Annotated in this window: 11 protein-coding genes; 8 read left to right on the top strand and 3 right to left on the bottom strand. The window is 64.7% G+C overall.

Annotated elements, in window-relative coordinates; all coding sequences use genetic code 11:
- Positions 1-261: 261 nt before the first annotated feature.
- The 3 genes from QP413_RS06420 to QP413_RS06410 are packed head-to-tail and all read left to right on the top strand — an operon-like array spanning position 262 to position 2,790.
- Entirely contained in the window at positions 262-1,008 is a 747-nt protein-coding gene (locus QP413_RS06420; RefSeq protein ID WP_284781191.1) for an ECF transporter S component, read from the top strand.
- The gene (locus QP413_RS06415; protein WP_284781189.1) at positions 1,005-1,697 is read left to right on the top strand and encodes an energy-coupling factor transporter transmembrane component T; all 693 of its coding nucleotides are present in this window, start codon (positions 1,005-1,007) and stop codon (positions 1,695-1,697) included. Before QP413_RS06420 ends, QP413_RS06415 begins: the two co-directional genes overlap by 4 nt.
- A 4-nt stretch (positions 1,698-1,701) precedes the next feature.
- Positions 1,702-2,790, top strand: coding sequence for an ATP-binding cassette domain-containing protein (locus QP413_RS06410; RefSeq protein ID WP_284781187.1), 1,089 nt, complete (start codon positions 1,702-1,704; stop codon positions 2,788-2,790).
- A 36-nt stretch (positions 2,791-2,826) separates the two neighbouring features.
- Here QP413_RS06410 and QP413_RS06405 read toward each other — a convergent pair whose 3' ends face one another.
- Positions 2,827-3,282, bottom strand: a complete 456-nt coding sequence (locus QP413_RS06405) for a Rieske (2Fe-2S) protein (protein ID WP_284781185.1) — start codon at positions 3,280-3,282, stop codon at positions 2,827-2,829.
- 163 nt (positions 3,283-3,445) lie between these two features.
- On the opposite strand from QP413_RS06405, the gene purT reads away from it, so the two are divergent.
- Both purT and QP413_RS06395 read left to right on the top strand, forming a co-directional pair.
- A complete protein-coding gene (gene purT, locus QP413_RS06400; RefSeq protein WP_284781183.1) occupies positions 3,446-4,759 on the top strand; it encodes a formate-dependent phosphoribosylglycinamide formyltransferase in 1,314 nt (437 codons plus the stop codon).
- Positions 4,760-4,826: 67 nt separating this feature from the next.
- Complete coding sequence (locus QP413_RS06395) at positions 4,827-5,720, top strand: rhodanese-related sulfurtransferase (protein ID WP_070760309.1); 894 nt, start codon at positions 4,827-4,829, stop codon at positions 5,718-5,720.
- A gap of 7 nt (positions 5,721-5,727) precedes the next feature.
- Here the strand turns inward: QP413_RS06395 and QP413_RS06390 are convergent, their stop codons facing one another.
- Both QP413_RS06390 and QP413_RS06385 read right to left on the bottom strand, forming a co-directional pair.
- The gene (locus QP413_RS06390) at positions 5,728-6,291 is read right to left on the bottom strand and encodes a GNAT family N-acetyltransferase (RefSeq protein WP_070760307.1); all 564 of its coding nucleotides are present in this window, start codon (positions 6,289-6,291) and stop codon (positions 5,728-5,730) included.
- A gap of 176 nt (positions 6,292-6,467) precedes the next feature.
- The gene (locus QP413_RS06385; protein ID WP_284781180.1) at positions 6,468-7,931 is read right to left on the bottom strand and encodes an FAD-dependent oxidoreductase; all 1,464 of its coding nucleotides are present in this window, start codon (positions 7,929-7,931) and stop codon (positions 6,468-6,470) included.
- 289 nt (positions 7,932-8,220) lie between these two features.
- Here QP413_RS06385 and QP413_RS06380 point away from each other — a divergent pair, with 289 nt between their 5' ends.
- From QP413_RS06380 to QP413_RS06370, 3 genes are all read left to right on the top strand, one after another.
- On the top strand, positions 8,221-9,900 hold the full coding sequence (locus tag QP413_RS06380; RefSeq protein WP_284781178.1) for a nitrite/sulfite reductase: 1,680 nt from the start codon (positions 8,221-8,223) through the stop codon (positions 9,898-9,900).
- A complete protein-coding gene (locus tag QP413_RS06375; RefSeq protein ID WP_015381947.1) occupies positions 9,897-10,106 on the top strand; it encodes a hypothetical protein in 210 nt (69 codons plus the stop codon). The genes QP413_RS06380 and QP413_RS06375 overlap by 4 nt, the downstream gene beginning before the upstream one ends.
- A 72-nt stretch (positions 10,107-10,178) precedes the next feature.
- Positions 10,179-12,890 carry an exonuclease domain-containing protein gene (locus tag QP413_RS06370; RefSeq protein WP_284781177.1) on the top strand — a complete coding sequence of 904 codons (2,712 nt, stop codon included), beginning with the start codon at positions 10,179-10,181 and terminating at the stop codon, positions 12,888-12,890.
- The last annotated feature ends 298 nt before the right edge of the window (positions 12,891-13,188 follow it).

Raw genomic sequence — 13,188 nt, 5'->3', positions numbered from 1 at the left:
GGAGGTGCTCGCGGCGAACCGTTGTGCGTTGAGTGATATGAAACACTAGACAGCTTGGTCTGTCAACTGATGTTTAAGAAATAGCGCCCGACCAGTCAGGTTGAAAGCAGCACCAGCTCTGTGTGGCTGGCTAGGGTGCCCTACGCGATCATTTGACGAAACTTAGGTTCATCGACAACGATGTTGGGCGACTTTCCACGTTTCCCGCGCCGAGGTGACATAGGCTTTTCGGGGATTACTTCAACCCTGTTTGGAATAGCTATGTCACGCATGCAAAAAAGCCTTCTTGGCCTGGCGATTCTCATCATCGCCGCGACGTGGTTGACCCTCGTCATCTCCCAGCCCACGGACTCGAATTGGGAGTCGCTGGCTGACTCCCGCAGCTCCACGATCGCTCTCGTGGGCTTCCTTGTTCCGGCGATCCTCGCCCTGATCGCGATCGTGCCGCAGCTGCCAGTGCGCACCCTCTCGCTCATCCCGGTGGCCCTGGCGCTGAACATCATCATCGGCCAGGTCATCGGCACCATGGGCCTGCCACTGCCGCTGTACATGGACTCCATCGGAACCGTCCTGGTCGGCGCGCTCGCTGGCCCCTGGGCGGGCCTGGTAACTGGTGTGCTGAGCTCCCTGGTGTGGGGAACCTTCAACCCGACCGTCGTGCCCTTCGCCGCAGCCTATGCCTTCGTGGGCGTGGCTGCTGGCCTGCTGCGCAAGCTCTTCGTCGGCGCGTGGTGGCGCGTGGGTGGGGCGGGCCTCGTCGTCGGCTTCATCACGGCCTTGCTCTCCGCGCCGGTCGCCTCGTTCATCTTCGGTGGCACCGCGGGCACCGGAACGGGTCTGCTGGTCACTGCCTACCGTGGCCTCGGTTTCGACCAGCTGACTGCCGTGTTCCTGCAGTCCTGGACGTCCGATCCGATCGATAAGCTCATCGTCTTCACCATCGTGTGGCTGGTGCTGCGCTGGCTGCCGAAGCGCACCCGCGTGACCTTCAGCCCCGAGAGCAAGTGAGAAAACTTCATCCCTATACGCCGCTGACCGCCGCCATTTGCGCGGTGGTCGTGGTGTTGCTGGCCCACAAGCTGGTTGTGTCGCTCACCGCGCTGGGGATTGCTGCCCTGCTCGCGGTGTTTTTCCAGCCCGCTCGTGGTCCGCTGTTCGCGGCGGTGCTGCTCGCGATTCCGACCACCGTGGGCCTGTTTCTGATGCACGCCCCATTCGGACGTCACCCTATCTTCGGTCCGCTGACCTCCGACGGTATGCAGTTTGCAGGCTTGCTTTCCCTGCGCCTCTTCGGTGCCGCGGCGGTTGGACTGACCCTCGGGTCCTTCGTGGATGGGGATCGGTTGATGCGGGCGATGCAGGAGCAGTTCCCCGCGAAGATCGTCTACGTCGTGGGCTCCACTATCCGGCTGTATCCGATCGCCCGGGCCCGGGTGGAGACGCTGAACCAGATGTTCACCGCCCGTGGGGTCAATACCGCAGGGGCGCGTGGGAAGTTGAACTTCGTGATGCCCCTGATCGTGGGGCTGGTGGACGACGCCGCTCAGCGCGCCCGGCCTCTGCAGCGCACCGGGATCGGGGAACCCGGCCCGCGCACCGTGCTCAACCCCGTGGCTAACCCGGCCGGGCAGCGCGCCCTGCGCTGGGTTTTGGTTGCCGCCACGTGCGCGGCCATCGTGTGGATTGGAGTGAGCTAGCGCCATGCCAGTGACCCGTTTTATTTGGGGCGATGGGCTCTCGGACCATGCTTGGCAGGCCGCGGAGGCCACCGGAGCCGCGTGGGTGGGTAACAACGCTTCCGCCCACATCTCGCTGCTGCGCGCCACGGTGGCCGAGGAGTTGGCCTTCGGCATGGAGCAGCAGGGCGTGCCGCGGGAGCAGATGCGCCCCCGCGTGGATCAGGCTCTTCAGACCTGGGGCTTGCAGCATGTTGCGGGCCAGGACCCGATGCGGCTATCCACCGGTCAGACCCGCCGCATGGCGATCGCCCAGGCGCTGCTGACACGCCCGGGCGCCCTGGTTCTCGACTGCCCGCTGGACGGGCTGGACACGGCCGCGGTCAACCAGCTCGCTGAGGTGTTGGACGCTTACCCCGGCGAGGTGACCGTCTACGATCGCCGCCCGTCTGCGGTCTCGGAGGCTGCCGCCCAGCAGTTCCAGCTCTCCGACGGCGAGTTGCGGGAGCGGCCGATTCCGGAGTTCGACCTGCCGATTTTTCCGCCTCGTACCAGCGCCGATGGCGCCGCCGCGCAGCGTGTCGCGCTGTCTGCCCGGGACGTCCGCGTCCGTGGCCTGGGGCCGTTTACCGTCGCCGCCCCGGCGGGCCAGGTCACCCACATCGCCGGGCCCAATGGCTGCGGCAAGACCTCGTTGATGCTGGCAGCACTTGGCCTGGTGGACTACGAGGGCACCATCACGGCCGGCCGGTGCGGCTGGGCGCCGACTGCGCTGGACCAGTCCTTCCTTCACCGCCGAGTGATCGACGAGGTCGCTGGCGACCGGGAGGCGCTGGAAATTTTCGGCCTGGAGAAGTGGGCCGAGGAACACCCCCTGGATGTTCCCACCTCCGACCGCCGACTGGTGCTGGTGGCAGCGACGATGGCGGGGCATCCAGACGTCCTGCTGCTCGACGAACCGACGGTCGGCCTGGACGTGGACGGCCACCGCAAGCTGCTGGAGGGCATCGACGCCTTCATGCGGCAGGACCGGAAGCCCGCGGTGCTATGGACCTGCCACGACCAGCGGGTAGCGGACGCGGTGAGTGACCGCTCGATCGTCATCGCGCCGTAGTGAAGCGACCATGTCGCGGCCTCGGGAGGGGAGGGGTTAGTTGATGACCTCGACGGCGTCCTCGTTGACCTGGACGTCGCGGGCCAGGGCCATCGGGTCGCGGGAGGGGCCCTCCACCACATCACCAGTGGCGGTGTCGAAGACCGAGCCGTGCTTCGGGCAGATCGCGACGGTCATGCCGTCCTGCTCGGCGACCTCGTCGATGCGGCCGCGGGCGTGCGGGCACTCGGTGGAGTAGGCCATGAACTTACCCTTCTCCGGCTGCGCGATAATCCAGTTATCGATGATCTTCGCCCCGCCGACCGGAATGTCGGTTGTCGCGACCTTAGCGACGGTCTCCTCGCCCGCGCAGGCGGCGAGCAGTGCGCCCGCGGCCGTGGCTGCCGTGGCCAGCGCCGCACCGCGCAGTAGGCTGCGGCGGGAGCAGGAGAACTGGCCGGCACCGGCGGCCGAATCGGGGGCGGGCTGGGGGCTGGAAAACTGCGAGCTCATGGCTCCATTATGGGCGCCTCAGAACGCCAAAGCCACTTGTGCACGGTGCCCGTGTCTCTGGTTGTATCTGCGCAGTTCTCAGGCCCTGGGGTCGCTGCCCGGGAGCCTGGTGATCGCGAAAGCGGATTAGACGCGACCGCGTTGCCAGCTAGAATTGCGCTTCATGTACACCCCACAAGCGATCGGCACCCCCAATAGTGACTGCGCGACAGTCGTCATGATCCTGGGAGCCGGTGAGCTCGGCCGCGAGCTGACCATCGCCCTCCAGCGGTTCGGCGTGGAGGTGCACGCCGTGGACCGCTACCAGGGCGCGCCCGCACACAACGTGGCCAATCACGCGCACGTCATGGACCTCATGGACGGCGAGGCGCTGCGCGAACTCATCACCGAGGTCCGCCCGCACATCGTGGTCCCGGAAATCGAGGCGCTGGCGGTGGACGTCCTCGCCGAGCTGGAAGCCGAGGGGGCCGTCACCGTCGCCCCGACGGCGCGGGCCGCGCAGCTGACGATGGACCGCGAGAAGATCCGCACGATGGTCAGCGAGGAGCTGGGCATTCCCACGGGCGTGCACCGCTTCGCCGCCACCCCAGAGGAGCTGCACGCCGCGGCCGAAGAGATCGGTTTCCCGTGCGTGGTCAAGCCGGTCGTGTCCTCCGCGGGGCGGGGCCAGAGCTACGTGGCCAGCGCGGACGAGCTCGACGCCGCCTGGGACTTCGCGCTCTCCGACGTGCGCGTGAACTGCGAGAAGGTCATCGTCGAGCAGTTCGTCCCCTTCGACTACGAGATCACTCTGCTCACAGTGCGCAGTATCGACCCGGTCAGCGGCCAGCCGGCCACGTGGTTCTGCGAGCCCATCGGCCACCGCCAGGACCTCGGCAAGTACGTGGAGTCCTGGCAGCCCGCGACGATGGGGGACTCCGCGCTGGATAATGCTCGCTCGGTGGCGGCTCGCGTGACCAACGCCCTGGGCGGCCGGGGAGTGTTCGGCGTGGAGCTGTTCATCAAGGGTGATGATGTGTACTTCTCCGAGGTCTCCCCGCGGCCGCACGACACGGGCATGGTGACCATTGGCACGCAGCGCTGCAGCGAGTTCGAGCTGCACGCCCGCGCGGTGCTGGGCCTGCCGATCGACACCACGCTGATCTCCCCGGGCGCCTCCGCCGTGATCCTTTGCGAGGACCTGCCGGAAGGCGCTGCGGTGGAGTATCACGGCCTGGCGGAGGCGCTCGCCGTCCCGGAGACGAAGGTCCGCCTCTTCGGAAAGCCGGTCGGCTACAGCCGACGCCGCATGGGCGTGGCCGTCTCCACCGCGGAGACGATCGAGGACGCCCGCGACCGCGCCGCCGATGCCGCCGGGGCCATCAAGATGCGGGTAGCGGAGGCCACCCACGAGGACCGCACGACTGCCGAGGATGCCGGTCACTCGACCGAGGACGAGGCCGACCTGCCGACGGGCGAGCAGCCTGCGGTGGACTAGCCCGGCACCGTTGGTGCAGCTCCCGGCGGTTTAGGGCGTCCCCGCTGGTGGGGCTACACTTTGAGGCATGGCTGTTAGCGCGACCGACCTCAAAGAATCCCGCATCCTGCTGTACTACTGGTTCACACCCATCGCGGACCCCACGGCGATCATGCTGTGGCAGAAGCAGCTCTGCGAAAACCTCGGCCTGACCGGGCGCATCCTCATCTCCGAACACGGCATCAACGGCACCGTGGGAGGATCCTTGCACGCCTGCAAGCAGTACGCGCGCCGCACCCGCGAATACCCCGGCTTCAAGGGCATGGAGTTCAAGTGGTCGCAGGGCGGGGCGGAGGACTTCCCGCGCCTGTCGGTCAAGGTGCGCGACGAGATCGTCGCCTTCGGAGCGCCGGGCGAGCTGAAGGTGGACGAGAACGGCGTCATCGGGGGAGGGACCCACCTGAAGCCGGAAGAGGTCAACAAGCTGGTCGAGGAGCGCGGCGACGACGTCGTCTTCTTCGACGGACGCAACGCGATGGAGGCCGAAATCGGCCGGTTCAAGAACGCCGTCGTCCCAGACGTGGAGACCACCCACGACTTCATCAAGGAACTGGAGAGCGGCAAGTACGACTGGATGAAGGACAAGCCGGTCGTCAGCTACTGCACCGGCGGGATCCGGTGCGAGGTCCTCAGCGCGCTGATGAAGAACCGCGGCTTCGAGGAGGTCTACCAGATCGACGGCGGCATCGTCCGCTACGGCGAGAAGTACGGGGATAAGGGCCTCTGGGAGGGATCACTGTACGTCTTCGACAAGCGCATGCACATGGAGTTCTCCGAGGATGCGAAGCAGCTCGGCTTCTGCAAGAACTGTGGGGCGGCGACGAATACCTTCCACAACTGCGAGAACTCCGAGTGCCGCGAACAGATCCTGCTGTGCGAGGACTGCGCGGCCGACCCGGCGGTGACCTGCGGGGAGTGCTAGCCGCCGGCTAGTCGAGCTCGAGCTGCATCTCCACGTGGTCGATGCCCTCGACGTCGAAGGGCTCGCCCACGGTAGCGAAACCGTAGCCCTCGTAGAAGGGCACTGAGTGGCTCTGCGCCTCGATCTTCACGATCGACTTCTGGGTCGTGGGATCCAGGGCTGCGGCGCGCTCGCGGACGACCTCCAGGGAGCGCGCGAAGAGGTTGTGCGCGATCCCGTAGCCGCGCAGGTCCGGGTGGACGCAGAGGCGGCCGATGTGCTGTTCCTCCGGCGGGCCGAAGACGCGCACGGTGCCCACGAGCCGCATGGGGGAGCCGGGGTCGGCAGTGCCCCATGGGTAGTCCGGGCCGCTGCCGGGGTGGACGTAGGCCAGCAGGTGGTGGGTCTCGGGCAGTGCGTCCTGGTCGTCGATCTCCGGGAACGCGGCGCGCTGCTCATTAACGAAGACGTCCACCCGCAGTTTGTAGAGGGCGTGGACCTGGTACGCGGGCATGGACAGTAGGGTTCGCCCGGTGATGTAGACCTTTGGTGCTTCTTCTACGGCGTCGTTTTCCAGAGTCATGAATCGCATGTTACCTAAGCCACAAGGGCTCTGAGAGGGAAAAGAAACCCCCACGCAATACGGGGGTAGAGCTGTGCCTTTGCAGTAGGAATGTTAGTTTTTGCTAACTACTGGGCCTGGGCTCTCCCCGTGTGCGTGGGGGTGCGGTCGGCGTGGCCTTTGCTGCCGCTCCGACCAGGGGATGCTTACTCCCCGGTGTACTTGGAGTGGTGGTGCATCTCGTCCCACTCGCGGACCTTCTTGCGCTCGCGGCCCTCGGCCTCGCCGAGTTCGCGCTCGTGCTTATCCAGGGCGTACCAGCCCTCCCAGTCGGTCCAGGAGATGTTCTTGGAGCGCAGCAGCTCCTCAACGCTCTCCAGCTCCGGCTTTGCTGGCTGGAAGCCGATGCCCTTTGCGACGTCGGTCAGCAGGTTGTCGACGGCCTCGTTGGCGTCACCCTTGGTGTTACCGATCAGGCCGACGGGGCCGCGGCGGATCCAGCCGGTGGCGTACACGCCTGGCAGGGTCTCGCGCTTCTCCGCCTCCGGGTCAGCGCTGCCCGGCACGCCCGCGATGCCGTCTGCGGTTGGGCCTTCGGCGAGGACGCGGCCGCCGACGTTCGGCAGGACGTTCTCCTTCTCGTCCCACGGCAGGTCGGCCTGCTGGTCGGACTTGTAGCCGACGGTGCGGTAGACCGCGCCGACTGGCCACTCGCGGGTCTCGCCGGTGGGGGAGACGGAGCCGTCGCCGTTGAGCTTCGTGCGCTCGGTGATCAGAGCGGTGACATTGCCCTGCTCGTCCGTCTTGATCTCCTTCGGAGATTCAAAGAAGTGGATGTAGACGCGGTGTGGCTCCTCGCCTGGGTCGGCGATGGCGTACTGCTCCAGCAAAGAGCAGACCATGTCGGTGATCTTGGAGCCGCGGCGGGCCTCCTCGGAAGCGGCGTCGTACTGGATGTCCTCCGGGTCGACGATGACCTGGATGTTATCGGAGTAGCTGAGCTCCTTCAGCTCCAGCGGGGTGAACTTCGCCTGTGCGGGGCCGCGGCGGCCGAAGAGGTGGACCTCCTTGGCCTGGTTCTTCTTCAGGGACTCGTAGACGTTGTCCGGGATTTCGGTGGTGAGCAGCTCGTCACCGGTCTTTGCCAGGACGCGGGCGACGTCGAGGCCGACGTTGCCCACGCCGATGACGGCGACGGACTCGGCGTCCAGCTTCCAGTCCTCGGAGAACTTCGGGTTGGCGTCGTAGAAGCCGACGAATTCAGCGCCGCCGTGGGTGGCTTCTGCGCCCGGTAGGTTGAGGTCGCGGTCCTTGGTTGCGCCGGTGGCGTAGATGACGGAGTCGTAGTGCTGCTTCAGTTCCTCGAGGGTGACGTCCTCGCCGATGTTGACGTTGCCGAACAGGCGGATCTGAGGCTGGTCGAGGACGCGGTGCAGGGAGCGGATAATGCCCTTGATGCGGGGGTGGTCGGGTGCGACGCCGTAACGAATGAGCCCGAATGGGGCTGGCATGCGCTCGAAGATGTCCACGCTCACGCCGTCGAAGGTGGTGTCGCCGCTGCCCTCCGGGATGGTGGCTTTGGCGAGGGCGTTGGATGCATAAATGCCGGCCGGGCCGGAGCCGATGACCGCGATGCGGAGCGGACGAGTGGTCTTTGCTGCGTCTGACACTTTTATTCAGGGTCCAATCGTTGGTTCTAAGTGCATATTCTTCACCCACCAAGCTAATCCCACCGCGATGGGATTGCGAGGTTCTAGGGGGTGGATCACAACAGAGTGTAGACAGCATTGTCTATTTTACGCAATTGGCTTTGCTGAAATTGCTTGCAACTTCCTGTCTCAGGGGTTTAGTGTGTCCAGTTATAGACCGCACGGTCTGTCTAGTGTAGGTTGATCTGCAGCCCGCGCTGCGGATCCAGGCAAGACCGCCACAACGCACGATTAACTGGAGAAATTCACCATGACTGCAACTACCACCACCCGACCGAGGCCGAAACGTAAGCCCCGGCCGCAAGGCCAGTGGCTCGTCGACGGCACTACTCCGCTCAACGACGACGAGAAGATTAAGCAAGAAGACGCCGGCCTCGGCGTCATTGACCGCATTCGCGGGACCTACGCGAAGCAGGGCTTCGACTCCATCCCGAAGGAGGACCTCGCGCCCCGCTTCAAGTGGGTCGGTCTTTATACCCAGCGCCGCCCTGGCCTCGACGGTGTGGCTACCTCCACGCTCAGCACCGAGGAGCTGCAGGATAACTACTTCATGATGCGCATCCGCCTCGACGGCGGCCTCGTCAGCAGCGAGCAACTGCGCGTCATCGGCGAGATTTCTAGCGACTACGCCCGCGATACCGCGGACTTCACCGACCGCCAAAACGTCCAGCTGCACTGGATCCGCATCGAGGACGTCCCGACTATCTGGGACAAGCTCGAATCCGTTGGGCTGGACACCAACTTCGGTTGCGGTGACGTCCCCCGCGTCATCCTGGGCTCCCCGGTCGCCGGTATCGCTGCCGACGAGATTATCGATGCCACCCCGGCCATTCACACCATCAAGGAAGAACTACTTACCAGCGGCGAGTTCGACAACCTGCCACGCAAGTTCAAGTCCGCGATTAGCGGTAACTCCCGCCAGGACGTCACCCACGAGATCCAGGACCTGGCGTTTATCGGCTCGAACCACCCGGAGCACGGCCCCGGCTTCGACGTCTGGGTCGGTGGCGGGCTGTCCACCAACCCGATGCTCTCCCAGCGCCTCGGAGCCTGGGTGCCCCTGGACGAGGTCCCGGAGGTGTGGGCCGGCGTGGTCCGCATCTTCCGCGACTATGGCTACCGCAAGGTCCGCAACCGCGCGCGCCTGAAGTTCCTCGTCGCCGACTGGGGTATCGAGAAGTTCCGCAAGGTGCTGGAGGAGGACTACCTCGGCCGCAAGCTCGTCGACGGTCCGGACCCGGGCGAGTACCCCGGCTACCGCGACCACATCGGTATCCACGAGCAGCGGGACGGCAAGGTCTACCTGGGGGTCAAGCCCACGGTGGGACACACCGACGGCGCCCAGCTACAGCGTCTCGCGGAGCTCGCCGAGTCCTATGGCTCCACGCGGCTGCGCACGACCCCCGATAAGGAGCTGCTCTTCCTGGACCTGACCCCGGAGAATGCGGACAAGCTTGCTGCCGAGCTGGAGAAGGAGGGGCTGTCCGCAAAGCCTTCGGCCTTCCGCCGCGACATCATCAGCTGTACCGGCCTGGAGTTCTGCAAGCTCGCGCACGTCGTGACGAAGCAGCGCGCCATCCAGCTGGTCGACGAGCTGGAGGAGCGGGTCGGCGACCTCGACGTCCCGCTGAAGATCTCCCTGAACGGCTGCCCGAACTCCTGCGCCCGTTCCCAGGTCGCGGATATCGGTCTATCCGGCAAGGTGCTGACCGATGAGGACGGCAACCGCGTCGAGGGCTTCCAGGTGCACCTGGGCGGAAAGGTTGGTCTGAAGCCGGGCTTCGGCCGCAAGCTGCGCGGCAACAACGTGTTCTCCGAGGACGTCGGCGACTACGTGGTCCGTGTCGTTGAGAACTTCAAGGAGCAGCGCGAGGACGGCGAGGAGTTCAGCTCCTGGGTCGCCCGCGCTGAGGAGGAGGCCCTGCGATGAGCGTTCCCGATACTGATTCGTTGCCACCGGTGAACCAGGCGATCGGTGGGAAGTCCGGGCACAGCAATGGCCGGCGTGCGACCGTGAACTTCTGCCCCTACTGCATGGGGGAGAACCTGTTTCCGACCACGGAAACGGATAATTCCTGGCAATGCCGCGAGTGCCGTCGTGAGTTTTCGGTGAAATTCCACGGCCTGCTGGCCTGATCGGGTATTCCCTGCTCGGCCGGCGTGTGGAATACGGCTAGCCGGGACGCAGCTCACAGTAGGATAAGCGACATGCAGGAGCTCGGAAGCCCAGGATTTGCCGTTCTCGACGTCGAGACCACCGGTTTCAGTACCGCCCACCGCGTGCTGGAAATCGGGGTCGTTCTACTTTCTGCTAGCGGTGAGGTGGAGGGCAGCTGGTCCAGTCTGATCAACCCGGACCGCGATATTCCCAATAGTTCGATCCATGGGGTCTACGGCCGACACGTGAAAGACGCGCCGGCTTTCACCCAGATTGCGCGGGAGCTCTTCGGCCTCCTAGACGGCCGAGTGCTGGTCGCTCACAACGCGCGCTTCGACGCCCGGATGCTCTCGCAGGAATTGGCCCGCGCGGGCCTGGCTCCGGAGGAAACCCTCCCCGGGTATGTCTGCACCATGGAGCTTTCTAAGCGGCTTTTCCCCGGCATGCCCAGCAAACTGGGGGACGTACTCAGCCGCGTGGGGATCACCAACCGGGGCGCTCACACCGCCCTGGCGGATGCCGAGGCCACCGCGGCGCTTTTCCAATACTTCCTTCGGAACGGAGTGACGCTCCCCGGGGCTGCGTCTATCACCATCGACGCCCGCCCGCTGAGCCAGTTGACCGCCAATTCGGCTGTGCCGTTGACTCGCGAGGCAGCAGAGGCGGCTCATTACGAACAGGAGCAGGCCACTACTGAGGAGACCCAGCCGTTGGAACTGCGTCCGGGTGACCGGGTGACCTTGACCGGGGAGATGAACAGGCCCCGATCCGAGTGGGAGAAAGAGATCCGAGAGCACGGGCTCATTCCGGGGTCCTTGACGAAGAACACTCGGGTGTTGGTTGCCGCCGACGTGGACTCCTTGAGCAGCAAGGCGAAGAAGGCGCGGCGCTATGAAATTCCAATCCTGGCCGAGCAGGAGTTTTCTGTGCTGCTGGCGGGCATCAGTGATGAGGAGGAGCGGATAACTCCCGAAGCAACGGTGACTATTCCGCCCGAGGTCGAGACACCGGACTATACCCCGGAGGAAGACAGCGCTTATATGGATGATTTCTACTCGGGAAGCTCTGATTCCGCGTCGGAAGTCTTTTACGAGGAGCCCAGTCGCGAGTCGCTGATGGCAGCACTGAATGTTGCGCAGGATGCCCTGGGGCTGATCGCTAATCAACACCGCGGCCTGGATAAGGCTCTGCTACCCGACTCGGCCAACGGGATGCTCAGTGGCCGAGCTGCCGACGTTTTGGCTCAGCTAACCGACCCGGAGGGGGACTATCAGCAGGTGAAACTCCTGGTGCGGGGGACAGCGTCTTCCGCGCTGGCGGATTTTTATGCCGGTTTGGACACACGTGAGCAGCTCATCGCCCGGAAGAGGCTGGGCACTACCTCGCCGGCCACCCTGGATACGCTCGGTCAAGAATTGGGCTTGACCCGTGAACGCGTACGTCAGCTACAGAGCCCGCTCGCGAGTCGCCTGGAGGAGCTGGCCAATCGCGGGGCAGTGGCTGAGCTTCGGGAGGCGATGGCAGCCCATGCTTTCCCGGTGGCGCGCATCGGTGGGATCGTCGAGCAGCTCCCAGAGCTGCGAGATGAGGTTCCCGGTTGGGGCCTACGCCTCGCGGAGATTATCGATGCGGTAGATGATTCCTTCGCAATTGAGGAGGACTGGGTGTGCTTCCCATCTCTGAAGGGGGCTCGGGAGCGGACCGAAAATCTACTCAAGCAGGGCAGCGATGACTATGGGGTGGTTCCGTTGGACTGGGTGGAGGAGCGCACGGCACTAAGCCCCGCTGACCTGCGTGACTGGCTCGATGACTGTGGGTATCGATTGTTCGAGGGGCACGTGCTCACCCAAACTCGTTCGCTCCCTGCTCTTGGGGCGGGGGTTCTCTCCATCCGTGGCGAGCCGCAAGATCTCGATTCGTTGTATGAGGCGATTGGACAGGGGAGGACGAATCGTTCCTTGGCGAATTCCTTGAACGCTTCCGAGGGGATCGTGAGGGTCAGTGCGACTAAGTGGGCGCTGCCGGAGTGGGGGTATGAGGAATACAGCACGCTGGCGAAACTTATTGAGCGCCGTCTCGTCGCCGCGACTGACGCGGGAGATGAGGGGGTCCCGCTGACCGCCTTGCTGACAGAACTCCCCGCCAAATTTGACGTCGCGGAAAATTCGGTGCGGACCTATGCATCAACCGGCCAGTTCGAGCTGGTTGATGGAATCGTCAAGTGGCGTTCGGCGGCACCGGAAAAGACCTCCACGCCGGAGGACTCTCGCGGCATGTATTGGCGTGATGGCAGGTGGAAGTTGCTGATCACCGTAACCAGTGACCACCTCCGTGGCTCCGGCAGTGGGGTTCCCGGCGGAGTGATCCATATGCTGGGGTTGAAATATAACGAGTCGGCCGAACTGCCCAGTGAGATTGGTACGCAGCGAGTGACCTGGGGGCCAACCAGTAACACCCTGGGAACCATTCGACGTTTGCTGGAGCATCAGGGGATCGGTGAGGGAGAGCGGGTTTGGCTGGACTTCCACGAGGGCGAATACTTCTCCCTGGAGCGCGCCCGGCCACAGCAGGGAGCCGAGGGGTTAGCCGCGCTCGCTGAACACGTGGGTGAGGATCCGGAAGGCGATGATGAAGCCCTGCGCTCTGTGATTTCTCGAGCCTTGGGGCTGGGGGATAACGGGGCGAACCGCCGTATCCTTAGCCGCTTCCGCGCCCGGCAGGATGGCTTTGCTGTCCAACTGCTCGAAGACCTCTGGCTCTAGCGCTGGGGGGAAGGGTTCGGAAGTCCGGGCACAGCAACGGTCGGCGTGTGACCGTGAACTTTTGCCCCTACTGCATGGGGGAGAATCTGTTTCCGACCACGGAAACGGATAATTCCTGGCAATGCCGCGAGTGCCGTCGCGAGTTTTCGGTGAAATTCCACGGCCTGCTGGCCTGACCTAAAGCGCTGGGCACACGGTGAATCCCCGGCCTTCGGTACTTATGAACTGCTCCCCATTAGTTGGACTGAGAAATCAGTTACCGACTAGTGGGGAGCAGTTTCCATTGAGAGCACGAAGT

It is taken from the genome of Corynebacterium sp. UMB4614 (genome assembly GCF_030217065.1).
GTDB lineage: Bacteria > Actinomycetota > Actinomycetes > Mycobacteriales > Mycobacteriaceae > Corynebacterium.
The sequence above is the reverse complement of the archived record's forward strand: the minus strand, read 5'-3'. Positions and strand labels throughout refer to the sequence as shown.

Bases quoted from the DNA above. Each gene is read 5' to 3' on its own strand.
- QP413_RS06395 (WP_070760309.1), top strand. From the start codon at position 4,827: ATGGCTGTTAGCGCGACCGACCTCAAAGAATCCCGCATCCTGCTGTAC.
- QP413_RS06410 (WP_284781187.1), top strand. From the start codon at position 1,702: ATGCCAGTGACCCGTTTTATTTGGGGCGATGGGCTCTCGGACCATGCT.
- QP413_RS06405 (WP_284781185.1), bottom strand. From the start codon at position 3,282: ATGAGCTCGCAGTTTTCCAGCCCCCAGCCCGCCCCCGATTCGGCCGCC.
- QP413_RS06390 (WP_070760307.1), bottom strand. From the start codon at position 6,291: ATGCGATTCATGACTCTGGAAAACGACGCCGTAGAAGAAGCACCAAAG.
- QP413_RS06380 (WP_284781178.1), top strand. From the start codon at position 8,221: ATGACTGCAACTACCACCACCCGACCGAGGCCGAAACGTAAGCCCCGG.
- QP413_RS06370 (WP_284781177.1), top strand. From the start codon at position 10,179: ATGCAGGAGCTCGGAAGCCCAGGATTTGCCGTTCTCGACGTCGAGACC.
- purT (WP_284781183.1), top strand. From the start codon at position 3,446: ATGTACACCCCACAAGCGATCGGCACCCCCAATAGTGACTGCGCGACA.
- QP413_RS06375 (WP_015381947.1), top strand. From the start codon at position 9,897: ATGAGCGTTCCCGATACTGATTCGTTGCCACCGGTGAACCAGGCGATC.
- QP413_RS06420 (WP_284781191.1), top strand. From the start codon at position 262: ATGTCACGCATGCAAAAAAGCCTTCTTGGCCTGGCGATTCTCATCATC.